Annotated in this window: 25 protein-coding genes; 16 read left to right on the top strand and 9 right to left on the bottom strand. The window is 71.2% G+C overall.

The features are described from left to right. Positions 1–20: 20 nt before the first annotated feature. The 4 genes from G9272_RS20120 (at position 21) to G9272_RS20105 (ending at position 5,350) form a co-directional block, all read left to right on the top strand. On the top strand, positions 21–1,139 hold the full coding sequence (locus G9272_RS20120) for an LLM class flavin-dependent oxidoreductase (protein ID WP_171397881.1): 1,119 nt from the start codon (positions 21–23) through the stop codon (positions 1,137–1,139). Positions 1,140–1,303: 164 nt separating this feature from the next. Continuing rightward, a complete protein-coding gene (locus G9272_RS20115) occupies positions 1,304–3,034 on the top strand; it encodes an N-acyl-D-amino-acid deacylase family protein (RefSeq protein WP_171397880.1) in 1,731 nt (576 codons plus the stop codon). Next, positions 3,031–4,509 carry an aldehyde dehydrogenase family protein gene (locus G9272_RS20110; RefSeq protein WP_253267865.1) on the top strand — a complete coding sequence of 493 codons (1,479 nt, stop codon included), beginning with the start codon at positions 3,031–3,033 and terminating at the stop codon, positions 4,507–4,509. The genes G9272_RS20115 and G9272_RS20110 overlap by 4 nt, the downstream gene beginning before the upstream one ends. A gap of 289 nt (positions 4,510–4,798) precedes the next feature. Next, positions 4,799–5,350 carry a DUF3455 domain-containing protein gene (locus G9272_RS20105; protein WP_171397879.1) on the top strand — a complete coding sequence of 184 codons (552 nt, stop codon included), beginning with the start codon at positions 4,799–4,801 and terminating at the stop codon, positions 5,348–5,350. 152 nt (positions 5,351–5,502) lie between these two features. On the opposite strand, the gene G9272_RS20100 is transcribed toward G9272_RS20105, so the two are convergent. Beyond that, positions 5,503–5,898 carry a nitroreductase/quinone reductase family protein gene (locus tag G9272_RS20100; RefSeq protein ID WP_171397878.1) on the bottom strand — a complete coding sequence of 132 codons (396 nt, stop codon included), beginning with the start codon at positions 5,896–5,898 and terminating at the stop codon, positions 5,503–5,505. 83 nt (positions 5,899–5,981) lie between these two features. Between G9272_RS20100 and G9272_RS20095 the strand changes: the two genes are divergently transcribed. From G9272_RS20095 to G9272_RS20085, 3 genes are all read left to right on the top strand, one after another. Continuing rightward, complete coding sequence (locus tag G9272_RS20095; protein WP_171397877.1) at positions 5,982–6,824, top strand: endonuclease/exonuclease/phosphatase family protein; 843 nt, start codon at positions 5,982–5,984, stop codon at positions 6,822–6,824. Between the two features lie 261 nt (positions 6,825–7,085). Beyond that, on the top strand, positions 7,086–7,691 hold the full coding sequence (locus tag G9272_RS20090; RefSeq protein WP_171402076.1) for an ALF repeat-containing protein: 606 nt from the start codon (positions 7,086–7,088) through the stop codon (positions 7,689–7,691). Between the two features lie 58 nt (positions 7,692–7,749). Next, positions 7,750–8,223, top strand: a complete 474-nt coding sequence (locus G9272_RS20085; protein ID WP_171397876.1) for a protease inhibitor I42 family protein — start codon at positions 7,750–7,752, stop codon at positions 8,221–8,223. On the opposite strand, the gene G9272_RS20080 is transcribed toward G9272_RS20085, so the two are convergent. Together G9272_RS20080 and G9272_RS20075 are read right to left on the bottom strand one after the other, a co-directional pair. Beyond that, entirely contained in the window at positions 8,198–8,386 is a 189-nt protein-coding gene (locus G9272_RS20080; RefSeq protein ID WP_057600714.1) for a DUF397 domain-containing protein, read from the bottom strand. The genes G9272_RS20085 and G9272_RS20080 overlap by 26 nt on opposite strands. Positions 8,387–8,395: 9 nt before the next feature. Beyond that, positions 8,396–9,247 carry a helix-turn-helix domain-containing protein gene (locus G9272_RS20075; RefSeq protein ID WP_253267864.1) on the bottom strand — a complete coding sequence of 284 codons (852 nt, stop codon included), beginning with the start codon at positions 9,245–9,247 and terminating at the stop codon, positions 8,396–8,398. A 197-nt stretch (positions 9,248–9,444) separates the two neighbouring features. Between G9272_RS20075 and G9272_RS20070 the strand changes: the two genes are divergently transcribed. From G9272_RS20070 to G9272_RS20060, 3 genes are all read left to right on the top strand, one after another. Further along, positions 9,445–9,885 (top strand): ATP-binding protein, encoded by a 441-nt coding sequence (locus G9272_RS20070; RefSeq protein WP_171397875.1) that lies wholly within the window; start codon positions 9,445–9,447, stop codon positions 9,883–9,885. Positions 9,886–9,959: 74 nt separating this feature from the next. Beyond that, positions 9,960–10,235, top strand: a complete 276-nt coding sequence (locus G9272_RS20065) for a hypothetical protein (RefSeq protein WP_171397874.1) — start codon at positions 9,960–9,962, stop codon at positions 10,233–10,235. Continuing rightward, entirely contained in the window at positions 10,232–10,513 is a 282-nt protein-coding gene (locus G9272_RS20060; RefSeq protein ID WP_171397873.1) for a hypothetical protein, read from the top strand. The genes G9272_RS20065 and G9272_RS20060 overlap by 4 nt, the downstream gene beginning before the upstream one ends. 14 nt (positions 10,514–10,527) lie before the next feature. Here the strand turns inward: G9272_RS20060 and G9272_RS20055 are convergent, their stop codons facing one another. Beyond that, entirely contained in the window at positions 10,528–11,433 is a 906-nt protein-coding gene (locus tag G9272_RS20055) for a DUF4344 domain-containing metallopeptidase (protein WP_171397872.1), read from the bottom strand. Positions 11,434–11,637: 204 nt separating this feature from the next. On the opposite strand from G9272_RS20055, the gene G9272_RS20050 reads away from it, so the two are divergent. Further along, a complete protein-coding gene (locus G9272_RS20050) occupies positions 11,638–12,429 on the top strand; it encodes a hypothetical protein (protein ID WP_171397871.1) in 792 nt (263 codons plus the stop codon). Positions 12,430–12,538: 109 nt separating this feature from the next. Beyond that, complete coding sequence (locus G9272_RS20045; RefSeq protein ID WP_171397870.1) at positions 12,539–13,384, top strand: LLM class F420-dependent oxidoreductase; 846 nt, start codon at positions 12,539–12,541, stop codon at positions 13,382–13,384. 12 nt (positions 13,385–13,396) lie between these two features. Here the strand turns inward: G9272_RS20045 and G9272_RS20040 are convergent, their stop codons facing one another. Then, positions 13,397–14,104 carry a hypothetical protein gene (locus G9272_RS20040; protein WP_171397869.1) on the bottom strand — a complete coding sequence of 236 codons (708 nt, stop codon included), beginning with the start codon at positions 14,102–14,104 and terminating at the stop codon, positions 13,397–13,399. A 178-nt stretch (positions 14,105–14,282) separates the two neighbouring features. Here G9272_RS20040 and G9272_RS20035 point away from each other — a divergent pair, with 178 nt between their 5' ends. Both G9272_RS20035 and G9272_RS20030 read left to right on the top strand, forming a co-directional pair. Continuing rightward, the gene (locus G9272_RS20035; RefSeq protein WP_171397868.1) at positions 14,283–16,886 is read left to right on the top strand and encodes a bifunctional FO biosynthesis protein CofGH; all 2,604 of its coding nucleotides are present in this window, start codon (positions 14,283–14,285) and stop codon (positions 16,884–16,886) included. 118 nt (positions 16,887–17,004) lie between these two features. Further along, positions 17,005–17,592, top strand: a complete 588-nt coding sequence (locus G9272_RS20030) for a hypothetical protein (RefSeq protein WP_171397867.1) — start codon at positions 17,005–17,007, stop codon at positions 17,590–17,592. Between the two features lie 17 nt (positions 17,593–17,609). Here G9272_RS20030 and G9272_RS20025 read toward each other — a convergent pair whose 3' ends face one another. Continuing rightward, positions 17,610–18,137 carry a DUF2165 domain-containing protein gene (locus G9272_RS20025; RefSeq protein WP_171397866.1) on the bottom strand — a complete coding sequence of 176 codons (528 nt, stop codon included), beginning with the start codon at positions 18,135–18,137 and terminating at the stop codon, positions 17,610–17,612. Positions 18,138–18,264: 127 nt separating this feature from the next. Between G9272_RS20025 and G9272_RS20020 the strand changes: the two genes are divergently transcribed. Next, entirely contained in the window at positions 18,265–19,383 is a 1,119-nt protein-coding gene (locus G9272_RS20020) for an ADP-ribosylglycohydrolase family protein (RefSeq protein ID WP_171397865.1), read from the top strand. Between the two features lie 9 nt (positions 19,384–19,392). On the opposite strand, the gene G9272_RS20015 is transcribed toward G9272_RS20020, so the two are convergent. Further along, positions 19,393–20,961, bottom strand: coding sequence for a sodium:solute symporter family protein (locus tag G9272_RS20015; RefSeq protein WP_171397864.1), 1,569 nt, complete (start codon positions 20,959–20,961; stop codon positions 19,393–19,395). A gap of 138 nt (positions 20,962–21,099) precedes the next feature. After that, positions 21,100–21,885: an SDR family oxidoreductase gene (locus G9272_RS20010; protein ID WP_171397863.1), complete on the bottom strand. Its 786-nt coding sequence runs from the start codon at positions 21,883–21,885 to the stop codon at positions 21,100–21,102. A 76-nt stretch (positions 21,886–21,961) separates the two neighbouring features. Between G9272_RS20010 and G9272_RS20005 the strand changes: the two genes are divergently transcribed. After that, on the top strand, positions 21,962–22,834 hold the full coding sequence (locus G9272_RS20005) for a hypothetical protein (RefSeq protein WP_171397862.1): 873 nt from the start codon (positions 21,962–21,964) through the stop codon (positions 22,832–22,834). 74 nt (positions 22,835–22,908) lie between these two features. Here G9272_RS20005 and G9272_RS20000 read toward each other — a convergent pair whose 3' ends face one another. Continuing rightward, positions 22,909–24,876 (bottom strand): DMT family transporter, encoded by a 1,968-nt coding sequence (locus G9272_RS20000; protein ID WP_171397861.1) that lies wholly within the window; start codon positions 24,874–24,876, stop codon positions 22,909–22,911. Positions 24,877–24,938 lie beyond the last annotated feature (62 nt).

Here is a 24,938-nt window from a genome sequence, read left to right as displayed (position 1 = left end):
AACCGGGACGGTGAACCTCCGTGGAATTCGGGCTCTTTGTACAGGGATACGTGGGCAAGCGCGCCGAGACCGATCCGCTCGCCGAGCACAAGGCGCTGATGGAGGAGACCGAGTACGTCATCCAGGCGGACAAGTCCGGCTTCAAGTACGCCTGGGCGTCCGAGCATCACTTCCTGGAGGAGTACTCGCACCTCTCCGCCAACGACGTCTTTCTCGGCTACCTCGCCCACGCGACCGACCGCATCCACCTCGGCTCGGGCATCTTCAACCCGCTCGCCCAGGTCAACCACCCGGTGAAGGTCGCCGAGAAGGTCGCCATGCTCGACCATCTCACCGAGAACCGCTTCGAGTTCGGCAGCGGACGCGGCGCCGGCTCGCACGAGATCCTCGGCTTCCTCCCCGGCATCACCGACATGAACTACACGAAGGAGATCTGGGAGGAGACCATCGCCGAGTTCCCGAAGATGTGGCTCCAGGACGAGTACGTCGGCTTCCAGGGCAAGCACTGGCAGCTGCCGCCGCGCAAGATCCTGCCGAAGCCGTACGGGAAGTCGCACCCGGCGATGTGGTACGCGGCCGGGTCGCCGCCCTCGTACGCGATGGCCGCCCGCAAGGGCCTCGGGGTGCTCGGCTTCAGCATCCAGAAGGTGTCCGACATGGAGTGGGTGCTGGAGCAGTACAAGACGGCGGTGGTGAACGCCGAGCCGATCGGCGACTTCGTCAACGACAACGTGATGGTGACGACGACGGCGATCTGCGCGCCGACGCACGACGAGGCGATCCGGATCGCCGTCGAGGGCGGGTTGCACTATCTGCCCTCGCTGGTGTTCCGCTACCACGACACCTTCCCCCGGCCCGAGGGCTTCCCGGTCTGGCCGGAGACGCTGCCCGAGTACAACGCCGAGTTCGTCGAACTCCTCGTCGAGGAGGAGCTGTTGATCTGCGGCGATCCGGACGAGGTGCTGCGGCAGTGCAAGCGGTGGGAGCAGGCGGGGGCGGATCAGCTGTCGTTCGGGCTGCCGGTGGGGGTGCCGAAGGAGGAGACGCTTCAGACGATCCGGCTGATCGGGGAGCAGGTCATTCCGAAGATCGACACGGATCCTGTCCATCGGACGACGCGGTTCCGGCAAGGGGTGTAGTCGCTGTCGCGGACTTGCGGGCGCGTCGTCGTCCCGGGGGCGCGGGTCGCCTGGCGGCTGCGGGTCCGTCGTGGCTGGTCGCGCCCACACGGCGGAGCCGCACAGCGATACAGCCTCGCTCCCCTTTCGGGCGCCCATCGCATCGGAGTTGAGAAGGAGCCCTCATGCTCGATCACGTCATCAAAGGGGCGACCGTCGTCGATGGGACGGGCGCGCCCGGGTTCGTCGCCGACGTCGGCATCCGGGACGGGCGGATCGCCGTCATCGGGTCGGTCGCCGAGGAGGCGCGGACCAGCGAGGACGCGCACGGGCTCGTCCTCGCTCCCGGGTTCGTGGATCCGCACACGCACTACGACGCCCAGCTGTTCTGGGATCCGTACGCCACTCCGTCCCTGAACCACGGGGTGACCACGGTCGCGGCGGGGAACTGCGGGTTCACGCTCGCGCCGTTGCATCCGGACCGTCCCGAGGACGCCGACTACACGCGTCGGATGATGTCCAAGGTGGAGGGCATGTCCCTGGTCGCGTTGGAGGAGGGGGCGCCCTGGAGCTGGCACGGCTTCGGGGAGTACCTGGACGCGCTGGAGGGGCGGATAGCCGTCAACGCCGGGTTCATGGTGGGGCACTGCGCGCTGCGCCGGTACGTGATGGGCGCGGACGCGGTGGGCGGGCAGCCGAGCGAGGAGCAGCTGGCCGACATCGTCCGGCTGCTGCACGAGGCCATGGACGCGGGCGCGTGGGGATTCTCCACCACGCAGTCCTCGACCCACTCCGACGGGGACGGACAGCCGGTCGCCTCCCGGCACGCCCGGCCGGAGGAGCTGCTCGCGCTGTCCCGGGCCGTCGGCGAGCACGAGGGCACCCAGATCGAGGCGATCGTGGCGGGCTGTCTGGACCAGTTCAGCGACGCCGAGATCGATCTGTTCGTGGAGATGAGCGCGGCCGCCGGACGCCCCCTGAACTGGAACGTCCTCACCGTCGACGCGGCCGTTCCGGAACGCGTGCCCCGGCAGCTCATGGCGAGCGAACGGGCGCGGAAGGCCGGCGGCCGGGTCGTCGCGCTGACCATGCCGATCCTCACGCCGATGAACATGTCCCTGGGCACGTTCTGCGCGCTGAACCTGATCCCGGGGTGGGGGCCGGTCCTCGGCCTGCCCGTCCCGGAGCGGATCGAGCGGCTGCGGGACCCGGAGGTGCGGGCGGAGCTGCTGAAGCGGGCGAACTCCAAGGAGGCCGGCGTCTTCAGACGGCTGACGAACTTCGGGCGGTACGTCATCGGCGACACCTATAGCGCGGCGAACGAGGGCCTCACCGGGCGGGTCGTACGCGACATCGCCGCCGAACGCGGCCTGGACCCCTTCGCCTGTCTGGTCGAGATCTGCGCCGCCGACGACCTGCGTACGGTCCTTTGGCCCATGCCGACGGACAACGACCCGGACTCCTGGGCCCTGCGTGCGGACACCTGGAGCCACGAGGACGTCCTGCTCGGCGGCTCCGACGCGGGCGCGCACCTGGACCGGATGTGCGGGGCGCCGTACACCACGCGCTTCCTCGGCGACTGTCTGCGCGGCCGGAAGCTGGCCGGCCTGGAGCAGGCGGTGAAGATGCTGACGGACGACCCGGCGAGGCTGTTCGGCCTCCGGGAGAGGGGCCGGATCCGGGAGGGCTGGCATGCGGACCTGGTCCTCTTCGACCCGGAGCGGATCGACGCGGGCAAGGCCACCCTGGTGCACGACCTGCCGGGTGACAGTCCGCGGCTGGACTCGAAGGCGATCGGGGTGCGGGCGGTCTGGGTCAACGGGGTGGCGGCCATCCGGGACGACGTGGTGACGGGCGCCGTCCCGGGCCGGGTGCTGCGCTCGGGGCGGGACACCAGGACGGTGAGCACCAGGTGACCGACGGGATCGACGGTACCGACGGGATCGACGGGCAGAAGTTGTTCGTCGGCGGTGCCTGGGTGGAGCCCGACGGTGGGCACTACGAGGTCGTCGACCCGGCGACCGAGGGAACCGTCGGCCTGGCTCCGGAGGCCTCCCGGGAGCAGGTGCGCGCGGCCTGCGCGGCGGCCCGGGAGGCCTTCGGGCCCTGGTCGCGCACCCCGCCCGAGGAACGGGCGGCGATCCTCGCCCGGGCGGCCGACATCATGCGCGCCCGACTGCTGCCGTACGCCGAGCTCGCCCAGGCGGAGACCGGCGCCACGACCGGGACCGCGCGCGGGATGCAGGTCGGGGTGGGTGTGGCCCGCTTCCGGCGCTACGCGCGCGTGGAGCCCGCCGAGTGGCCGATCGCGCCGCAGGTCAACGAGGCCGGACCGATGGGGAGGGCGGGCGTGATGGGCGCGGTCGCCGTACGGCAGCCGGTCGGGGTCGTCACCTGCGTCACCTCCTACAACAACCCGTGGGCGAACCCGGCCGGAAAGGTCGCCCCCGCCCTCGCCATGGGCAACACGGTGGTCGTGAAACCGGCCCCGCAGGATCCCCTGTCCGTCTACCGGATGGCGGAGGCGCTGGAGGCGGCGGGCGTGCCGCGCGGGGTGGTGAACGTCGTCTCCGGGCGCGCCGTCGAGATCGGCGAGACGGCGGTCTCGTCGCCGGACGTCGACATGGTGAGCTTCACCGGCTCGACGGCGGTCGGGCAGCGCATCGCCGAGGTGTGCGGCCGGGACATGAGACGCCAGCTGATGGAGCTGGGCGGGAAGGGCGCGGCGGTCGTCCTCGACGACGCGGACCTCGCCTCGGCGGTGGCCGGCATCGGCACCACCTTCTCCTTCTACAGCGGCCAGATCTGCACAGCCCCGACCCGGGTGCTGGCGCAGCGCGGGGTGTACGACCGGCTGGTGAAGCAACTCGCCGCCTACGCACGCCGGTTGCCCGTGGGTGACCCCCGGGCTCCGGACACGGTGGTCGGCCCGGTGATCTCGGCCGCCCATCGGGACCGGGTGGAGTCGTACGTCGAACTCGGCCGGAAGGAAGGGGCGGTGGTCGTCGCGGGTGGCGAACGCCCGCCGCTGGAACGGGGCTTCTTCGTCGCCCCCACCCTTCTCGCCGACTGCACGAACGACATGCGGGTGGCGCGGGAGGAGATCTTCGGCCCGGTGGTCACGGTCATCCCCTTCGACGAGGAGGAAGAGGGGATCGCGCTGGCCAACGACAGCGACTACGGCCTGATCGACTACGTCTGGTCGGCGGACGTGGCCCGGGCCTTCCGGGTCGCCCGGCGGCTCCGGGCCGGCGGCGTCGGCATCAACACCGTGGGCCGCAACATGGAGGCGCCGTTCGGGGGGTTCAAGCGGAGCGGCGTCGGGCGGGACGTCGGCTCGTACGCGCTGCACGCGTACAGCGAGGTGCAGGCGATCGTGTGGCCGGGGTGAGAGCGCCCGCAGGGGTGGGCCCGCTTGCCCTTTGAGCCCTGCGACGTGTCCTCGGCGTGCAGAGAGCGTGGTGCCGGAGAGCCGAGTTCCGCCGACGGACCCCGGAATCCGCGGGGGACCCGTAGCGTCCCCGCGCAAGGGCACGGACGGCGTCAGGGACGCGGACGGCGTCAGGAACACGACGGCGTCAGGTAGACGACGGTGTCAGCAACTCGACGGCGTCGGAACGCGGTCGGCGTCAACTCCCCTGCCCCGTGCACATGTTCGGAAAACGTTCTGGAGAACACCGATGAAGCTCGCCAAGCGACTCGTCCTCACCACCACCGCCCTCGCCGCCGCCACCGCCGGCACCCTGCTCGGCACGACCGCCGGTCACGCCGCGCCCGCGCAGTCCGCCCCCGCCGCGGTCCACGCTCCCGCGGCGCTCAAGGTTCCCGACGGCAACCGGCTGACCGGAGTCTTCGCCGCCCGGGGCGTCCAGACCTACACCTGCACCGACGGCGTCTGGAAGCTCCTGGAGCCCGCCGCCACCCTGTCGGACAAGAGAGACCGGGCCCACCGCCCGGTCGCCCTGCACTCCCGCGGCCCCGTCTGGGTGTCCACGGTGGACGGCAGCGCCGTCAACGCCGCCGCCGCCGTCAGCTCGCCCAAGGCCGGCACCATCCCCGAGCTTCTCCTGAAGACCACCGCCACCCGCGGCACCGGCGTCTTCGCCGACGTCACCTACATCCAGCGCCTCGACACGACCGGCGGCGTCGCCCCCGCCACGGCCTGCGCCGGCACCGACCAGGTCAGCGTCCCCTACACCGCGACCTACGCCTTCTACAAGCCCGCCAAGTGACGCGAGCCGAGCGGTAGGCGGCACGGCGGCGGCCTCCGGGCGATCCCGGGCGGTCGCCGCCGTGTCCGGCCACTGCCGTGCCGCGCGGCCCGTCGGGTCTCGTCTCGTCGAGGGGGCCCGCGCGTCCGTCGGTCCGTTCGTCCGTCAGTCCGTCAGCCCGTCAGATCCACCCGGATGGTGAGCAGGCCCGTCCCCAGGGCCCGGACGGCGGCGCTGTTGCCCCGGGGCAGGGTGCGCAGACGGGCCACCGGGTCGTCGTCGGGCAGCAATTGGGCCGTGCCCGAGTGCCACCGTCCCCCCAGCCGCACCCGCACGCGCGGATCGGCCTGGATGTTGCGGACGTACTGCGACCGCTCGCCGAACTCCGAGACCAGCCAGAAGGCGTCGCCGACCCGGCGGCCGCCCAGCGGGGTGCGCCGGGGCAGGCCCGAGACACGGCCGGTGGTCTCCAGGAGCGTGTGGAACGGCAGGCGGCGCATGAGGGGGTTGGCGACGTACCGCTGGAAGGCGGTGGTCGCGCGGAATCGGAGGTCACTCGAACGGGCCATGATCCGTGGGACTCCTTCACGCACAGGTTTGTTGCTTCAATGGTCCCCGACGCCGTCGGCGTGACGAGAGCGGGTGGCTGCACATGCGAGTGGTGACCTGGAACCTGTGGTGGCGGTTCGGCCCCTGGCGGGAACGCCAGAAGGCCATCCTGGCCGTACTGCGCGAGCTGGACCCCGACGTGGTCGGCCTCCAGGAGGTGTGGGCGGCCGGTGCCGAGAACCTCGCCGAGTGGCTGGCCGACGAACTCGGCCTGCACTGCACCTGGGCCCCGTCACCGGCCCCCGAACGCTGGCGGAAGCGGATCGAGGACCCCGACGCCGGCTCGGTCCACATCGGCAACGCGGTGCTGAGCCGCTGGCCGGTGGTGGAACGGGAGACGCTGCTGCTGCCCGCGCCCCCCGACCTGGCCGACGGCCGCGCGGCCCTCTACGCCCGAGTGGCCGCCCCCTCCTTCGACATCCCCTTCTTCACCACCCACCTCACCTCGGCCGGGCACGCCTCGGCGGTGCGCCGCGCCCAGGTCACCGCCCTCGCGGAACTCGTCGCCCGGCACCGCGGCGGCACGCCCTTCCCGCCCGTCGTCACCGGCGACTTCAACGCCTGGCCGGACTCCGACGAGGTGCGCCTCTTCGGCGGGACGAGGACCGCGTCGGCCGTCCCCGGACAGGTCCTCTACGACGCCTGGGACTACGCCGACCCGACCGCTCCAGCCGCCACCTGGACCCCCGAGAACCCCTACGCGGCCCGCCTGCTGGAACCTGCCGTCCGCATCGACTACATCCACGTGGGCCCGCCCGGCCCGATCGGCGAGGGCCACGTCCGGCACATCCGCCGGGCGGGCCACGGACCCGTGGACGGAGTCTGGCCCTCGGACCACGCGGCCGTGGTCGCGGACCTGGCGGAGGACGAGTCGGCGATCATCTGAGCCGACCGATCCGTATCGTCCGTATCGTCCGTATCGAACGCCCGAGCGACGGCGAGGCTGTCCTCGTACACGTGGTGCCGGGTGACGAGGTCGCGCCCGCCCGAAGGGAGTTGAGCGTCTCTGCCGTCCGCCGACCGGGTGCGAGTACGGCAATGACGGCCGACGATGACTGCCGACATCCGGCAATGACATCGGTGGCGCGGAACGGCGAGGATCTTCGCACCGACCGCCAGACCACGGAGGCACCCACCCATGAGACCCATGAGACACCGCCGCGCCGCCCTGCTCGTCGCGGCCACCGCCCTGGCCCCGGCCCTCCTCCTCGCCACCCCGGCGTTCGCCACCGACACGACGGCGACGACGGCCTCGGCGACGACCACGACGGCGTCGGTGGTGACGACCGATACGCCGGTGGACGAGATGTCCGCAGAGGACCTCCGTATCGCGATCGCGCGCATCCTGGCGGACGAGGACAGCGGCAAGGGGGTCGTCCGGGAGGCCAACAAGGCCCTCGACGGCACCGTGGAGGACATGCGCACCTTCCTGAAGACCGGCTACCGCCTCGCCCAGGCCGAGGACGACCGCGTCGCCGTCTTCCGCATCCTGGCGGACAAGAACTCCGGCAAGGGCGTCGTCCGCGAGGCCACCAAGGCCCTCGACATCGGCACCCCGGAGGCCCTGCGCGCCTTCCTGGAGACCGGCTACCGCCTCGCCCAGGCCGAGGACGACCGCGTCGCCGTCGCCCGCATCCTGGCCGACCCGACCATCAGCGCCGCCCTCCGCGCGGCTGCCGAGGAGGCCATCGACGGGACGCCGGAGGAGCTGCGGTACTTCCTGGAGGTCGGCCGCTACGAGGTCGACGGCTAGGAGTTGTCCGCCGGGCGGGTGCTACCCTCCCGGCGGTCAAGATCGAAACGGGGGGCCGATGGCGGTCAGGTCGAGCAGGGTCACGGGGGCCGTCGCGGCGGCGCTCTGCACAGTCACGCTGGTGGTGGGCTGTGCGTCGGGCTCCGACGCGGACGAGCCCACCAGCCACCCCACGCAGGACAAGAGCATCACCGCCGAGGTCGGCGAGCGCTTCACGCTCTCCGTCCCGGAGAACGCGTCCACCCGCGAACACTGGTTCGTGGTCGCCCCGCAGCCGGACGCGTCGGTGGTCCGGGCCGCCGACCGCAGCTACGAGTCGGCAGACGACGGCAAGTCGGTCGGCGGCGGCGGCACCCTCGTCCTCACCTTCGAGGCCACCGGCAGGGGCACCACCCGCATCGTGCTGCTGCACTGCACGTTCCCCACGGCGGGCACCGCGGCCTGCGGTGGCGGCGCGGGCCCGTCCCCGACCCCGTCCCCGTCCCCGACGACCGAGCCGGAGCGGGTCACCTACCGGGTCGACGTGCGCTGACCGCGTCGAGCAGGGCGGCGAAGGCGGTGCGGGTGGTGGTGAGGACGGAGTGGGAGGGGTCGGCGGATTCGGTGAGGTGGATGGTGCCGGGGTCGGCGGATATGTGGACGCAGGATTCGCCTTGCCCGCAGTAGGACGACTTCTGCCAGGCGTGGGTGGGCATCGGTTCCCCTTACAGGTCGTGGATGAGGTCGTGGATGAAGTCGCGGGACTTCGATGGCTCCAGTGCCACGCGCTCCATGCGGTCCAGCAAAATGCGGTACATCTCCAACTGTGCCTCCGCGTCCAGGAGTACGGGGCCATGGGACTGGTCGAGTGAAACCGTGTCGAGCTGGGGCAGGAGGCCGCACGCGTAGTGGATGTTCTGTCCGGATCCGGGGTAGGCGCCGATGGCGAACGGGATCACCTGGACAGTGATGTGCTCGCGTTCGCTCTGCTCCAACAGGTGCTCAAGCTGCCGCTTGGCGGCGGAGGGGCCGCCGACGGGCACGCGGAGAGCAGCTTCATGAATGACGGCACGGAACGGGATCGGGTCGTTCCGGTCCAGGAGTGCCTGGCGCTGGAGCCGGTGGCTCACGCGGAGTTCGATGTCCGATCGTGAGAACTCGGGTACGACCTGCCGGAAGATCTCGCGGGCGTGGTCGGTGGTCTGGAGCAACCCCGGGATGTGTGCGGTGTTGGCGGACCGCAGCGCGGTGGCGTGATGCTCCAGTTCCGCGATGTTCAGGAGCGCCGGCGGAAGCACATCCCGGAACGTCTCCCACCATCCGCGTGTCTTGTCGCCCGCCATGCCGGCCAATGCCTCGATGAACGCGGGGTCCGAGCACGTGTACGCGCGGGCCAGTGCCCTCACGCGCTCGGGACTCACGCCAAACCGGCCTGACTCCACGTTGCTCAGCTGCCCCTGGCTCGTTCCAAGCGTGCGCGCGGCTTCGGTAGCCGTCATGCCCGCGCGCTCGCGCAACTTGCGCAACTCCACGGCGAGCCGTAGGCGGCGGGCCGTCAGCGGGGGTCGTGGGGGCACGTAGATCCTCCTGGACACGTGTTCTGTCGGTCGCTCACGCGAGGGAGATATAAGCAGAAGTATCTCGAAGGTTCGCAAGTTACATTTGCTGAGCCCTATCTTCTTGCTCAGGCGCCCCGCCCGGAAGCGCACCGTGGGACGCCACGGCATCGACACCAGGCACCCGTTCAACTCCCCTCAGTGACCGGAGACTTCCGATGGCCACCGTATCGCCGTCCTGGAACTACACCCTGCACCTTCCCCGCGATCCACGCGCACCGGGTATCGCGAGGGGCTCCCTGAGACTGATCCTCGCCGCTCACGAGCTGCCCGGACTCACTCCCACCGCGGAGCTCCTCGCGACCGAGCTGCTGACGAACTCGCACCTGCACACCGAGGGCCCGTACGCCCTTCGCCTGATGTCGACCCGGGCGGGCGGAGTCCGCGTGGCCGTCTGGGACACGGACCCGCGCGTCCCTCCCGGCTTCAAGGGAGATCCCCTCGGTGCCTCCCCGCCGGCCGAGTCGGAACATGGCCGGGGCCTGCACCTCGTCAAGGCGTGCGCGGACGACGTGGGCGTGTCGGTACTCCGCTACCTCGGCGCGTCGAAGGGCGGCAAGCTGCTGTGGGCGGAGTGCGGGGGTGGGGCGCAGTGGTGAGTACGCGATGCCCGGCCCGGCAGGGCGGCGCAATACTGGGAAGTGGAGCCATGCCCGTTCACCAGGAGCAGACCATGAGCGCACAGCCCGAGCACGGTCGGGGAGACATGCCCCTCCCGGAGATCCGGACCGTGGACGACCTGCGCAGCGCCCTCAGCCGCTACGGCTTCCCGGGCGACCGCGAGCGCTTCGAGGAGGAGCTGGCGGCGGCCATAGGGGCCTCCCCGACCAACGACTTCGAGGGCGCGGCAGCGGTGGTACGGGCCTACCGGCACCGGATCCTGATCAGGAACTCCTCCGACATCATGGCCGCGCTGGAGGAAGCGCGTGCTGAAGGCGGCCGAGAGTGAGTGAAGTCCCGCTGGAAGAGGCCGAGCCCGCCAGGAAGGCGTTCGGCGATTTGACGGAGGGGGAGCGGGACGTCGTCCGGGAGGCGCTCGCGGCGATCGCCCGCGACCCGGCAGCGGGCCGTGTGATCCCTGGCTGGCGGCCACCCTCCGTGGAGTACACGTACACGACACCACTCGCCCGCGACTCGGCCGAGGCGATCACGGTCGTCTACACGCACACTCCTGGCATGGGTGTGACGGTTGTCTACTACTTCCGTGATCCACAGGTGGTCGACTGAGCCGTCCTCGGCCGCTACTGGGCGACCTCACCGTTTCCGAACCGCCACGCCACTTGCCCGGTCCGGTCGGTCCACGCGTCCAGCGCGTTCTCGAGGGCGGCCGGGTCCGTGGCACGCTCGATCGCGTTCATCCATGCGGCCTGCGCGCTCTTCCACTCCCGTGCGCAGCCGCGCGCCCGGCCTGCGGGAAGTGTGTCCGTGCCGATCACGTCCGCGTGGTGCGCCGGGGCTGCCCCGTAGAGGTAGCAGAGGTAGGAGACGGCGCGTTGACGGTCCGTGGAGTGTTCGTCCGCCTGACCGTCGTCCTCGTCGTCGTACGTGATCGAGGAGAGGCGCCATGTCTCGGCGACGTCGAGCAGCCGCTCTTCTCCCTCCGCTCCCTGGCGGAGCAGCATGAGGGCGGCGAACTGGTCGGCGAAGTCCTCCTCTCCACCCCTCGTCGCGAGGTCGAGGACGTCGATCACAGCGTGTGCGCTCTCGTGGAACAGCGACTCCAGCAGGACGGCGGACAGGGCGTCGTCGGAGAGGCTCTGGCCCGCGTCCTGATAGAGCCCCCGCGTCTCGGAGATCTCGTCGTAGCAGATCTCGACTTCACGGGTCCGGGGGTCGTAGGAGGGCCCTTCACCGTCGCAGGACCGGACGCTCATCACGACCGGCGGCTTCAGCCGCACCAGAGCGGTGACCTGCCGCACGGCCTCCTCCGGCAGCCGCCGTTCCCGGACGAACGCCGCGGCGTCCGCGTCCGGGCCGGACGGCCGGTCGTAGCGGACGGTGAAGCTCGCTTCAGCGGTACTCCGGTCGTCGGCCGCGTTCGTCTGGCAGGCGGTGGTGAGGACGAGGGCCAGCGGCAGCGTCGCGGATCGCAGGGCGGTGCGGCCCCAACCCTGCCCGCGGGCGCTCCCGTTCCCGCTCGTACGCATCGGTATCCCTCCTTTTCACCGAAGTTGAACCAAGTCAACGGCTCGGCAGCTCAGTTGCAGCGTTGCCGAGTATGCCGTCGCGTTGTCACGGGTTCGTACGAACGGACGTGGTCCGTACATGGGTTCCTCGGCGTACGGGAAACTCCGGCACGTGAGCCGATCCGCCGGGTGCGGATGGCGTTCCCGTTCGAGAGGAAGCCCACCGTGAGCCAAGTGGATTTGCTCATCGCTGTATTGACGGTCTTCTGCGTGGTGTACACCGTGCTCGGTGTGTTGTGGTGGCTCCAGGACCGGGCCGACCGGGCCGTCGTCGCGCGGGTGGACGGGGCGCAGGTCGACCCGTACCACGCGGTGGCCACGATCGACGGCGACCAGGGCGCGGACCGGGCCGCCGCCGCCGAGCTGCTGCTGGCCGGCCTGATCCGGATCGAGGAGGACGGACGGGTGGCCGTCACCGGCAGGGGCGCGGAAACCGATCGGATGCCGGAGCATCCGGTCCCGGCCGCCGTGCTGGTCACCTTGCGCGGTCATACCAGGCCGCATCCGCTGATCTGGCTGTATGTGGATGCCGAGCACTGCCGACGGCGCGACCCCTTCCTGCGGGCCGAGGACGCCAGGTGGCCGCGTTGGCCGGGGCACGCCGAGGACCGCCTCCAGATCGCCGCGATCCTGGTCGCCCCGCTGCTCGCGGGCTGGCTCGCCGCCCAACTGCTGTACGTGAGCGACGCGTTCGCTCCGAACGCGGCCGAGATCGCGGTGGGCGCCTTTCTGGGCCTGCTGACCTGGGCGGTGTTCGCGCTGGTGCTGCACGTGGTGGTGATGGTCGTGTGGCCGGAGCGCCGGGACCGGTTCGCGGAGTACTGCCGAACCCTTCCCCCGCACCCGGCCGAGGCCGCCCTCGACCCCGGGCAGCGCGAACAACTCGCCCGGGCCATGGACTACAGCCCTCCGTCGGAGCCGGACCCGTGGCCGCTCGACACCCCCGGCGCGTTCTGAGGCCGATGCCGACCAGTCGGTATGGACAGTGGATCGTTCCGCCGGTAGAGATGGGATCGTCACTCGCGACGACGCCGTCGACAGAGCCGTACGCAGCGAAAGGCCCCCCATGCGCATCGCCGTCACGATCTTCCTCACCGACGAGACGATCACCCCCACCCGCCTCGCCCGTGAGCTGGAGCAGCGCGGGTTCGCGGGGCTCTATCTGCCCGAGCACACGCACATCCCCGTCGAGCGCACCAGCCCCTACCCGGCCGGCGGCGACCTGCCCCGCGAGTACGGCCGCACCCTCGACCCCTTCGTCGCCCTCGGCCAGGCGGCGGCGGTGACGGAGACGCTGGGCCTCGGCACCGGCATCACGCTCGTCGCCCAGCACGACCCGATCGACCTCGCCAAGCAGATCGCCACCGTCGACCACCTGTCGGGCGGCCGCCTCACCCTCGGCCTCGGCTACGGCTGGAACGTGGAGGAGGCCGCCGACCACGGCGTCGAGTGGCGTACCCGCCGCGAGCTGGTCCGGGACCGGATGCGGCTGATGCAGGCCCTGTGGGCGGAGGAACCGACGGCGTACGAGGGCGAGTACGGCAGCGTCCGCGCCAGCACGGCGTACCCCAAGCCCGTGCAGAAGCCGCGCGGGCCGGTCGTCGGACCCCGCACCCTCGTCGGCGGTGCCGCGGGACCGAAGCTGTTCTCGCACATCAGCGAGTACGCCGACGGCTGGCTGCCGATCGGCGGCCGCGGCCTCTCCGAGGCGCTCCCCGTGCTGCGCTCGGCGTGGGCGGACGCGGGCCGCGAGCCGGACGCCCTCCAGGTCGTGCCGTACGCCGTCCACCCGTCCCCCGGCAAGCTCGCGTACTACGCCGAGCTGGGCATCGAGGAGGCCGTGGTGCAGCTGCCGCCGGTGGGCGAGGCGGAGGCGCTGCGCGCGCTGGACGGGTTCGCGCCGTACCTCTAGGACCCGTTCTTCCTAGGACCCGTTCTTCGCCGACGGTCCGAAGTCGGGCGGCCACAGCTCGTCCCCGGCGGGCTCGTCGTCGCCCGGCTGCCAACCCGGGTCCACGGCGCAGGGCGTGGACGCGCCGCCGGCGAAGTAGTCGCGGTCCGCGAACCACTGGAAGGACACGCGCTCGTCGCCGTCCGAGCGCGAGGCGTACAGATCCCAGTAGTCCCCTGAGACGTTCTCCCGGTAGGAGGTGATGTCCCAGCCGGTGTCCTCGAGGTGGTCGCGCAGCCGGCGCAGACCGGGGATCGCCTGCTCGGCGGTGACGTGGTCGAGTGCCCAGCTGTGACTGACGCTGTAGGCGCCGTCGACGGTCTCGTCGGTCAGGCCGCCCCGGTAGCAGTAGTTCGAGCCGATCGTGTTCTCGGTGGAGACCCCGATCTTCTCGACACCGGGCCTGATGGTGCGGGTGAACCCGAGAACGTCGTACGCCTCCCGGGAGCGGTCGACGGTGCGGCTCACCATCTCCTCGGGCGCGACGCGCGGGAAGTCCGACGCGTCCTTCGTCACCACGGCGAGCCAGCCGACGAAGCCGAGGACGAGGATCAGCGGCACGGCGACGAGCACCGCGCAGCCGATGCCGAAGGCCTGTGCGGCGGTGCGGCCGGTCGGGACGGGTGCCGGTGCGGGTGTGGCGGGGGCGGTGGCGGTGGCGGTGGTGATCTCCTCGGGCATGCGGCGACGGTAGGTCGGCCGGGGTGCGCGGGGCATCGGTACGGCTGCGTACGGGGGATGGGTACGCGTACTCAGAGTGCGCGGAACCGGGTCCGGGCCGGGACCCCGGCTCCGCTGCCGGTCCCGCCCCGAGCCGATCCCGCCCCAAGCTTGGAAAACGTGATCGTATGCTCGAAGGATGACGACTTCCGCGACCTCCGGAACCGGCCCCGGCCCGACCCCCGGCCCCACCGAGAACTCCATGCGTCGCGCTCTCAAACGGGCTCGTGACGGCGTCGCCCTGGACGCCGGCGAGGCGGCCGTGCTGCTCCAGGCGCGCGGCGAGGCGCTGGAGGACCTGGCCGCCTCCGCCGCCCGGGTGCGGGACGCCGGCCTGGAGGCGGCCGGCCGGCCCGGTGTCATCACGTACTCGAAGAGCGTCTTCATCCCGCTCACCCGGCTGTGCCGTGACAAGTGCCACTACTGCACCTTCGTCACCGTCCCCGGCAAGCTGCGCCGGGCCGGACACGGGATGTTCATGTCGCCCGACGAGGTGCTCGACATCGCCCGGCGCGGTGCCGCCCTCGGCTGCAAGGAAGCCCTCATCACCCTCGGCGACAAGCCGGAGGAGCGGTGGCCCGAGGCCAGGGAATGGCTCGACGCGCACGGCTACGACGACACCATCGCCTACGTCCGTGCCATCTCCATCCGCATCCTCGAGGAGACGGGGCTGCTGCCGCACCTCAACCCCGGGGTCATGAGCTGGACCGACTTCCAGCGGCTGAAGCCCGTCGCGCCCAGCATGGGCATGATGCTGGAGACCACCGCCACCCGGCTGTGGTCCGAGCCCGGCGGCCCCCACCACGGCTCCCCGGACAAGGAGCCCGCCGTCCGGCTCCGCGTCCTGGAGGACGCCGGCCGCTCCTCCGTCCCGTTCACCTCCGGGATCCTGATCGGCATCGGCGAGACGTTCGAGGAGCGCGCCGAGTCGCTGTTCGCGCTCCGCAAGATCTCCCGCGCCTACCACGGCATCCAGGAGCTGATCATCCAGAACTTCCGCGCCAAGCCGGACACCGCGATGCGCGGCATGCCGGACGCGGAACTCGACGAGCTGGTCGCCACCGTGGCCGTGGCCCGCCACATCATGGGCCCCGCCGCCAACCTCCAGGCCCCGCCCAACCTCGTCGACAGCGAGTACGAGCGGCTGATCGGGGCCGGCATCGACGACTGGGGCGGGGTGTCCCCGCTGACCATCGACCACGTCAACCCCGAGCGCCCCTGGCCGCAGATCGACGAGCTCGCCGAGAAGTCCGCCGCGGTCGGTTTCGAGCTGCGGGAACGTCTCTGCGTCTACCCGGAGTTCGTCCGGCGCGGTGAGCCGTGGCTCGACCCGCGGCTGCTGCCGCACGTCCGCGCGCTGGCCGACCCGGAGACGGGACTGGCCGTGTCGGACGCCGTCGTCGAGGGCCGTCCCTGGCAGGAGCCGGAGGAGGTGTTCGTGCCGTCCGGCCGTACCGACCTGCACCGCACCATCGACACCGACGGCCGGACCTCCGACCGCCGCGACGACTTCGACGAGGTGTACGGCGACTGGGGCGCCCTGCGTGAGGCGGCCGCCCCCGGCATGGTCCCGGAGCGCATCGACACGGACGTACGCCAGGCCCTCGCGACGGCCGCCGACGACCCGACGAAGCTCACCGACGACGAGGCCCTCGCCCTGCTCCACGCGGACGGCCCGGCCCTGGACGCCCTCACCCGCATCGCGGACGACGTGCGCCGCTCGACCGTCGGCGACGACGTCACGTACATCGTCACGCGGAACATCAACTTCACCAACGTCTGCTACACGGGCTGCCGTTTCTGCGCCTTCGCGCAGCGCCGCACCGACGCCGACGCGTACACGCTCTCCCTCGACCAGGTCGCCGACCGCGCCCAACAGGCGTGGGAACTGGGCGCGGTGGAGGTCTGCATGCAGGGCGGCATCCACCCGGACCTGCCCGGCACGGCCTACTTCGACATCGCGAAGGCGGTGAAGGAGCGGGTCCCCGGCATGCATGTGCACGCCTTCTCGCCGATGGAGGTGGTCAACGGCGCGACCCGCACCGGCCTGTCGATCCGCGAGTGGCTGACGGCGGCGAAGGAGGCGGGGCTCGACTCCATCCCCGGCACGGCGGCCGAGATCCTCGACGACGAGGTCCGCTGGGTGCTGACCAAGGGCAAGCTGCCGACGGCGACCTGGATCGAGGTCGTCACGACGGCGCACGAGGTCGGGATCCGGTCGTCCTCGACGATGATGTACGGCCATGTCGACCAGCCCCGGCACTGGCTGGGCCACCTGCGGACCCTGGCCGGGATCCAGCAGCGGACCGGCGGCTTCACGGAGTTCGTCACCCTCCCGTTCATCCACACGAACGCGCCGGTGTACCTGGCGGGCATCTCCCGCCCCGGTCCGACCATGCGGGACAACCGGGCGGTGACGGCGATGGCCCGGTTGCTCCTGCACCCGCACATCCCCAACATCCAGACCAGCTGGGTGAAACTGGGCTCGGAGGGGGCCGCGGAGATGCTCCGCTCGGGAGCGAACGACCTGGGCGGCACGCTGATGGAGGAGACGATCTCGCGGATGGCGGGCTCGTCGTACGGCTCCTACAAGTCGGTGAAGGACCTGATCGCGGTCGCGGATGCGGCGGGCCGGCCGGCCAGGCCGCGTACGACGCTGTACGGCGAGGTACCTCAGGAGCGGCAGCGGGCGGCTTCGGCATCGGACGGGCATCTGCCGGACCTGCTGCCGGTGCTGGACTGAGGGACCACTCAGGGATCATTCAGGGGTCACTCGGGGACCACTGAGGGACCGGGGAGCGGGCCCCTCGCAGTACGATGATCGGGCCCCGACCGGAGGGGTCCCGTAGCTGAGGAGATGCGTGCCCGTGCCTGCCCGACGGCTTCCCTCCTGGGTTTGGGTCACCGGCCTGACGACCGGCGCGATCGCCGCGGTCGTCTTCCTGACGGCGCAGGCCGAGCAGGGCCCGCACCCGACGGCGTCGGCGGCGAACCGACCGAGCGCCTCGGCGTCGACGGGCGCGCAGCCCTCGGCCTCGCCGAAACCGTCGGCCACCCCCAAGGCGGCCGAGGTGCCCGGCAGTTCGGGCACCGGCCGGCGGATCGTCTACTCGCTGGGGCAGCACCGGGTCTGGCTGGTCGACGCCGACGACACGGCCCGCCGTACCTTCACGGTCTGGCCCGGCACGGTGGCCCCGGCCGTCGGCAGCTTCACGGTCTCGCTCCGCAAGGACGCCACCACGGGCTCCGACGGCGTGGCGATCGAGCACATCGTCTACTTCTCCGCCACGTCGGGCGTCAACATCGCCTTCTCCAACGCCGTCGACGGCTCCTCCCCGCCTCCGGCCGCCGCCGGTACGCAGACCGGCGGCATCCGGATGGCCAAGGCGGACGGGACGGCGCTGTGGGCGTTCGGCGAGACGGGGACGAGGGTCAGAGTCGTCGAGTAGGTCCCGGAAGTCCGGCGTCAGGCCCGGGAGTCGTCCCGCGCCTGCCCGGCCGGCAGCTGGTTGACGATCAGCACGACCCCGGCGAACAGGAAGGCCCGGGTCGCCGCGTCCAGCCCGTTCCAGGTGTCCGACTGCCACATCGAGAACCACTCCCCGCCGATCGCGATGAACCCGGCGCCGAACAGCAGCATCACCATGACCAGCCCGTACGTCGACAGCGCCCGACCGCGTATGTGGTCCCGCCGCGTCCAGAACCACGTCCCGGCGGCCAGCACCACCCCCGCGACCGTCTCCCACGCGATGATCGCGACATAGGCGGCGTCCTGAAGCCCCTTGCTCGTCACCGCCCGCCACATCACGTCGTCGTCCTTGAACGTCGTGTCCATCGCCAGCACATGACGCACGAACTGCTGGTTCGTGCCGAAGTCGGTGATGTTCCCGAAGGCGACGAGCAGCATGTAGAGCGCGACCGTCCCGGTGAGGAGGGTGGCGGTGAGCGGAAGCACGCGTGACGCGTGTGAGATACGTGTGGTGGGGGTGGTCATGCCGGTGTCCTTACCCCACCAGGTCTTCATCACCCCTCCACCGGACAGCCCGTGCACAGGGCCGGAACGGAGCGCTGTTCGATTACAGTGACGGACGTCGTATGTACGCACGGTGCGGGAGGACTGGGTGGGTGCGACTGCCGGGCCAGTCTGGGGCCGTGCCGAACAGCAGGACTTCCGCAGCCGGGTGCGTGGCACGCTGCTGGGCGCGGCCGTCGGGGACGCCCTCGGGGCGCCCGTCGACGGGCTCGGGATCGAGGAGATCCGGCAGGTCCACGGGCCCGAGGGAGTCGTGGACCTGGCCCCCGCCCACGGGCGGCGCGGCGCGGTCACGCATCTCACCCAGCTGACCCTGTTCACCGTGGACGGGCTGATCCGCGCCCAGGTACGGCGGGACACCGGCGCCTGGCATCCGCCGACCGATCTGCACCGGGCGTATCTGAGATGGGCGGCCACCCAGCGCGACTGGGGGCCCGACCTGCGCCGCAAGGACGACGGCTGGCTGGCCCGCGAGGAGTGGCTGTACGCCCGGCGCGATCCGACCCGGACGCTGCTGCTCGGGCTCGGCGACGAGGTCATGGGCACCCTGGAGGCGCCCAAGAGCCCCGGCGCGGCCGGGCCCGAGGTGGTTCCCCGTTCGGTGCCCTTCGGGCTGCTCGTCGGCTGGGAGCCGCAACTCGTCGTCCAACTCGCCGTCGAGTGCGCCGCCCAGACCCACGGTCACCCCACGGCATACCTCGCGGCCGCCGCGTACGCCGTCACCGTGCACGCGCTGGCCTGCGGGGAGAGTCTCGACGGCGCGGTGCAGCGGGCGCTCGCCCTGCTGGCCGCGCGGCCGGGGCACGAGGCGGTGGCGCAGGCGTTGCAGCACGCGCTGGGCGCCGTACGGCAGGGGCTGCCGGGGCCCGCGAGAGTGGAGGAGCTCGCGGGAGCGGGGACCGCGGAGGCCGTGCTGTCGGGTGCCGTCTACTGCGCGCTCGTCGCGGAGGACGTCCGGCACGGGCTGCGGCTCGCGGTGAACCACGGCGCGCCCTCGGGGCCGACCGCCGCCCTCACCGGCGGCCTGCTCGGCGCCCTGCACGGCGAGACGGCCCTCCCGCCGGCCTGGCTGGCCGAGCTGGAGGGCCGCCCCACGATCCTGGAACTGGCCGACGACTTCGCCATGGAGATGACCCAGGGCCCGGCCCTGCACAACCCCGCGGGGGCGTCGCCGGGATGGCTGGCCCGGTATCCCAGGGGGAGTTAGGGGCAGCCCCTAGTCCGTCACCGCCGTGGGGACCTCGTCCTTGGGCCGCGGCACCTGCGCGGCGGCCGAAGCGCCGCCGTCCCCGTCCGTGTTGATCTGTTCGATGATCGCGAGGCGTTCCGGGGTGTCCTCGGGCTTGATGAAGCCGATGAGGATGTAGAGGAGCAGCGACACGGCCAGCGGGATCGACACCTGGTACTGGAGCGGCACTCCGCCGTCGACGTTCCAGTTGATCGGGTAGTTGACCAGCCAGAAGGCCAGCAGACCCATCGACCAGCTGGTCAGCGCGGCCGTCGGACCGGAGCGGCGGAACGGGCGCAGCAGGCCCAGCATCATCGGGATGGCCATCGGGCCCATCAGTCCGGCCACCCACTTGATGACGACCGTGATGATGTCCTTGAAGGCGGGGGAGTTGACCTGCGTGGCCGCCGCCATGGAGAGACCGAGGAAGACGACGGTCGCCACCCGCGCCGCGATCAGCCCCGACCGCTGGTTCCACTCCCGCGCCCTGGCCCAGATCACCGGCGCGCAGTCCCGGGTGAAGACGGCGGCGATGGCGTTGGCGTCGGACGAGCACATGGCCATCGTGTGGGAGAAGAAGCCGACGATGACGAGCCCCAGCAGGCCGTGCGGCAGCAGCTGTTCGGTCATCAGGGCGTAGGAGTCGGAGCCGTCCGGCTTGTTCGACGTCACCAGCAGCGGCGACATCCACATCGGGAAGAACAGCACCAGGGGCCAGACCAGCCACAGCACCGCCGACAGCCGCGCCGACCGCTCGGCCTCCTTCGGGGTGGCCGTGGCCATGTACCGCTGGGCCTGGTTGAGCATGCCGCCGTTGTACTCGAAGAGCTTGATGAACAGGAACGCGAGCAGAAACACCGTGCCGTACTGGGCGACCAGGGGCTTGTCGTGGCCCTGGAGCGCCGGCTGGTCCCAGGCGTCCAGGAACCCGATGCCCTTGTCGTTCAGCTTCAGCACGACGGCGACGAACATCGCGACGCCGGCCAGCAACTGGATGACGAACTGGCCGAGTTCGGTCAGCGCGTCCGCCCACAGACCGCCGATCGTGCAGTAGACGGCGGTGATCGCGCCGGTGATGAGGATGCCCTGGTTGAGGGAGATCCCGGTGAAGACGGACAGCAGGGTCGCGATGGCGGCCCACTTCGCGCCGACGTCCACGATCTTCAGCAGCATCCCCGACCAGGCCAGCGCCTGCTGGGTCTTGAGGTCGTAGCGGTTCTTCAGATACTCCAGCGGGGAAGCCACATGGAGCCGTGACCGCAGCCGGTTGATGCGCGGCGCGAACAGCTTCGAGCCGATGGCGATGCCGAGCGCGATGGGGAAGGACCAGGTGACGAAGGAGGTGACGCCGTAGGTGTAGGCGATGCCCGCGTACCCGGTGAACATCACCGCGCTGTAGCCCGACATGTGGTGCGAGATGCCGGACAGCCACCAGGGCATCCTGCCGCCGGCGGTGAAGAAGTCGCTCACGTTGTCGACGCGCTTGTGCGACCAGACGCCGATCGCGACCATCACGCCGAAATAGCCGATGAGCACGGCCCAGTCGAGACCGTTCATGTGCGCCCTCCCAGGGTTCAGACCGGCGTTCAGCCCGGCGCTCATCGTGGGCGCTGCCGCGTGAACACGACAAGTAAGCGTAAGGTCAAAGGGAGGTAAAGGTATTCGGTATGGTGGTTCGCGTTCACCTACATGAACTCAACGCATCAGCTCCCCGGCGTTGACCAGCAACGACTGTCCCGTGATCGCCCGCGCCCGGTCCGACGCCAGGAACACCGCCGCGTCCGCCACATCCCCGTCCGTCGCCAGCCCGGGCAACGCCATCCGCTCGGTGAGCCGCCCCAGCACCTCCTCCTCCGCGACCCCCTCCGTCTGCGCGGTGAACTGGACGTAGGCCTGTACCGGCGGCCCCCACATCCACCCCGGCAGCACGGTGTTGACCCGGATCCGGTGCGGACCCCACTCCCGCGCGAGCGAGTACATGGCGCTGGTCAGCGCGCCCTTGGAGGCCGCGTACGCCGCCTGCCGCACCTGCGAGGGGGCCGCCACGGCGGACTGCGTCCCGATGAACACCACCGACCCGCCCCGCACCCGCAGCCCGGCCAGACACGCCCGCGCCATCCGCAGCGACCCCAGCAGGTTCACGTCGATCACCGACTGCCAGGTCGTGAAGTCGGCGTCCTCGACCCCGCCGAAGTAGGAGTCCCAGGCGGCCACGTTCACCACGGCGTCGATCCCCCCGAACCGCTCCCGCGCCAGCTCCGCGAGCGCCTCGCACTGCCCCTCGTCGGTGATGTCGGTGACCCGGTACGCCGTACGCGCCCCCTCGGGATCGATCACGGCCGCGCTCTTCGCGAGATTCGCCTCGGTCCGCGCCCCCAGCACGGCGTTCCCGCCGTCCCGGACGACCGCGGCGGCGACCTGGTGACCGAGCCCGGCGCCGACTCCCGAGACGACGACGGTCTTGTCGGTGAGCAGTGACATCGGAGCCCCCTTGCCTCTGGCGAATTATCTGACGGAGCGTCAGAGTATGGGCCAGTCGCCGAGGATGGGGAAGAGCATGAGCGAGGAGACGCACCGCGACACGCACAGCGAGACGTACGCCGAACTGGCCGCCGTCGGCCCCTACGGGGTGCGCCCCGGCCATGCCCTGATCACCATGGTCGAACCGCACCCCGGCCACGAGTACGCCTACAACCGCTGGTACGAGGACGACCACTACTACGCCGGCGCGATGGCGATGCCCTGGATGTACGCGGGCCGCAGGTGGGTGGCGACCCGCGACCTCCAGCTCCTGCGCCGGCCCGAGAAGTCGGCGATCGCCCAGCCGGTCACCGCCGGCTGCTACCTCTCCACCTACTGGATCACCGACGGCCGTTACGACGACCACATGAAGTGGACGGTCGCCATCAACAAGCGCCTCAACCGGGACGCCCGCGTCTACCAGGACCGCACCCACGTCTTCACGGCGTTCCAGGACCACGAGACGACCGTGTACCGGGACGGCGCCGCCGGTCCCCGCGACTTCCACGCCCTGGACCACCCGTACGCGGGTCTGGTGCTCGAGGTGATCGACACCGACTCGGCGCAGCAGCGCGCCGAACTCCTGGAGTGGCTGCGCGCCCGCCACCTCCCCAAGCGGGTGGCCGGCTCCCCGACGGCCATGGTCACCGTCTTCCGCCCCACCCCCCTCCCCGGCGACCGCATGACCTACGTCAAGCAGGTCGAGGGCGTCGACACCCGCCTGACCCTCCTGTGGTTCCTGGAAACCGACCCGAGGGACTGCTGGGACCCGCACTTCACCGGCCTGGAGGAGGCGGTGACGGAGTCGGGCCTGGGAAGGGTGGAACTGGTCGCACCGTTCATCCCGACGGTGCCGGGCACGGACACCCATGTGGCGAACCTCCGCACCACCAGCCTGTCCGGCAATTGAGGACGAGGCCCGTTCAGGGCCGAAGCGGGGGCCTGGGGGCGGCAGCCCCCAGGGACGCCGGCGTCAAGCCACGCTCACTTCAACTCGTCCGGACACGGAGTACCCCGCGGCAGCTGATAGGGCGCGGCCAGCCGGTACACCCCCGCCCGCGGAGCGACAAGCATCGTCCACTTGTCCCCCTCCGCGTCCTCCTCCGTCTCGAACAGACACCCGTCGACGTTGTCGTACGTCTTCGGCTCCCCCTCGGCCCGGTCCTTGGACGCGTCCGTCTCCTGCGGCGGCTTCAGGCTCTTGCCCTCCGCGTCGACGACGCTCAGCCACGGCGAGTACGGGATCCGGATCAGGATCCGCCCCGCCTTCTTCACGTCGATCGTCATCTCGTCCTGCTTGGCCCGCTGCACCACCGCGTTCGGCTCGGCGAGCGAGGCGGGGTCGGTGACCTTGAACAGCTGCCAGTTGGCGTCGCCCCAGATCTGCACCAGATACGGCAGCCCCCGCTGCACCAGCTCCCGCTCCCGTTCGCCGCCGTCCCCGTCCAGCGCCTCCTTCGGGACGACGACGAAGTGCACGGCCCACCGCTGGAGCCACTCGTGATAGTTCGCCGAGTTGAGGGTGTCGTCGTAGAAGAGCGGGTTGCGCTCCATGTCGGCCTGGCGGTTCCAGCCCCGGGCGAGGTTGACGTACGGCGCGAGCGCGGACGCCTCGCGGTGCGAGCGGGCCGGTACGACCTCCACCCGCCCCTTCTCCGCGCCGATCTCCTGGAGTTCGTTGACGAGCGGCGCCAGCTCACGCGCCCAGGAGGCCGCCGGGGTCGTCCGCAGCACGTCGTCGACCGACTTGAAGCCGATCCAGCCCACGAACCCGAGGAACGCCACCACGATCACGTACCACTTGCGGCTGCGCGGCACGGCGAACGGCAGCGCCGCCATCAGCACCACGCCCGTGAACAGCATCGCGAGACGCGTGATGTTGGACCCGATCTGCGAGCTGATCAGCCACACCAGCAGGACCCCGAGCCCGTACACCGCCGAGGTGATCCGTACCGTCTTCCAGTCGCGCGGGACGACCGCGAAGACGGCCACCGCGGACAGCAGCGGCAGGGACGCCGAGCCGAAGGACATCGGCTGGGTGCCGGAGAACGGGAACAGCCAGGCGGACAGGGCGACCACGGCAGTCGGCGCGAGCCCCAGCGCCCACGCGCCCGGCCGCCGCTTCTGGAGGAACAGCGCGGCGGCGACGAGCCCCACGAAGAGCCCCGCCACCGGTGAGCCCATCGTGGCGAGCGCGGCGAGCGGGGCGGCGCACAGCGCCTTCGCCCACCGTTTGTAGCGCCAGCGGTGCGGCCAGCAGAACACCACGGCGACCGCGCCCAGCGCGAACGTGTTGCCGAGCCCGAACGTCACCCGCCCGGAAGCCGCGTTGCACAGCAGGGCGAAGACCCCGGCCAGCGCCGGCCACAACGGGTTCTTCACGGGCCGGCAGCGCAGCAGGATCAGGGTGAGCAGCCCCGCCGAGATCGTCCCGGCGATCATCATCGTCGTCCGGACGCCGAGCAGGGACATCAGATACGGCGACACCATGCTGTACGACACCGGGTGCATGCCGCCGTACCAGGCGAGGTTGTACGCGGAGTCCGGGTGCCGGCCGACGAACTCGGCCCAGGCGTCCTGCGCCGCGAGGTCGCCGCCACTGTTCGCGAACGTGAAGAACCAGACGAGATGCAGGACGCCGGACAGTGCCGTCATGGACAGCACCGGGTGGCGTCGCAGCCACCCGCCCAGCCGGTCGACCGCGGATCTCGTACGGGACGGTTCACGCGCGGGGTCCGCACCGTCCGTACGGCCGTCCGCGTGGTCGTCCGTACGGCCGTCCGCCGCCGCAGGGTCCGGGACGTGGTCCCGCTCGAGCTCTACCACCGCGTCACGGCCGTCATGGTCGTCACGGTCGTGGTCGCCCGACTGCGGGGCGGGCACCCTCGGTCGCGGGCCGGCGTCCGGATCCGGACCGGTGTCGTCGGCGCGTGTCGGCTCCGCAGTGGCCACCTGAAGGCACTCCCCGTGTCCCGTCTTCTGCTCTCGGCCGCATGCCGTTCGCGTCCGCTTCA

Origin of the sequence: Streptomyces asoensis, assembly GCF_013085465.1 — a bacterium.
GTDB classification, from domain to species: Bacteria; Actinomycetota; Actinomycetes; order Streptomycetales; family Streptomycetaceae; genus Streptomyces; species Streptomyces cacaoi_A.
Note: the sequence above shows the minus strand (reverse complement) of the source record. Positions and strands in the feature narration are given on the sequence as shown.

Coding starts and splice junctions, on each gene's coding strand:
- G9272_RS20070 (WP_171397875.1), top strand. CDS start 9,445: ATGGCCACCGTATCGCCGTCCTGGAACTACACCCTGCACCTTCCCCGC.
- G9272_RS20085 (WP_171397876.1), top strand. CDS start 7,750: ATGGCGGTCAGGTCGAGCAGGGTCACGGGGGCCGTCGCGGCGGCGCTC.
- G9272_RS20035 (WP_171397868.1), top strand. CDS start 14,283: ATGACGACTTCCGCGACCTCCGGAACCGGCCCCGGCCCGACCCCCGGC.
- G9272_RS20010 (WP_171397863.1), bottom strand. CDS start 21,885: ATGTCACTGCTCACCGACAAGACCGTCGTCGTCTCGGGAGTCGGCGCC.
- G9272_RS20095 (WP_171397877.1), top strand. CDS start 5,982: ATGCGAGTGGTGACCTGGAACCTGTGGTGGCGGTTCGGCCCCTGGCGG.
- G9272_RS20115 (WP_171397880.1), top strand. CDS start 1,304: ATGCTCGATCACGTCATCAAAGGGGCGACCGTCGTCGATGGGACGGGC.
- G9272_RS20040 (WP_171397869.1), bottom strand. CDS start 14,104: ATGCCCGAGGAGATCACCACCGCCACCGCCACCGCCCCCGCCACACCC.
- G9272_RS20005 (WP_171397862.1), top strand. CDS start 21,962: ATGAGCGAGGAGACGCACCGCGACACGCACAGCGAGACGTACGCCGAA.
- G9272_RS20080 (WP_057600714.1), bottom strand. CDS start 8,386: ATGCCCACCCACGCCTGGCAGAAGTCGTCCTACTGCGGGCAAGGCGAA.
- G9272_RS20090 (WP_171402076.1), top strand. CDS start 7,086: ATGAGACACCGCCGCGCCGCCCTGCTCGTCGCGGCCACCGCCCTGGCC.
- G9272_RS20065 (WP_171397874.1), top strand. CDS start 9,960: ATGAGCGCACAGCCCGAGCACGGTCGGGGAGACATGCCCCTCCCGGAG.
- G9272_RS20100 (WP_171397878.1), bottom strand. CDS start 5,898: ATGGCCCGTTCGAGTGACCTCCGATTCCGCGCGACCACCGCCTTCCAG.
- G9272_RS20055 (WP_171397872.1), bottom strand. CDS start 11,433: ATGCGTACGAGCGGGAACGGGAGCGCCCGCGGGCAGGGTTGGGGCCGC.
- G9272_RS20015 (WP_171397864.1), bottom strand. CDS start 20,961: ATGAACGGTCTCGACTGGGCCGTGCTCATCGGCTATTTCGGCGTGATG.
- G9272_RS20045 (WP_171397870.1), top strand. CDS start 12,539: ATGCGCATCGCCGTCACGATCTTCCTCACCGACGAGACGATCACCCCC.
- G9272_RS20025 (WP_171397866.1), bottom strand. CDS start 18,137: ATGACCACCCCCACCACACGTATCTCACACGCGTCACGCGTGCTTCCG.
- G9272_RS20105 (WP_171397879.1), top strand. CDS start 4,799: ATGAAGCTCGCCAAGCGACTCGTCCTCACCACCACCGCCCTCGCCGCC.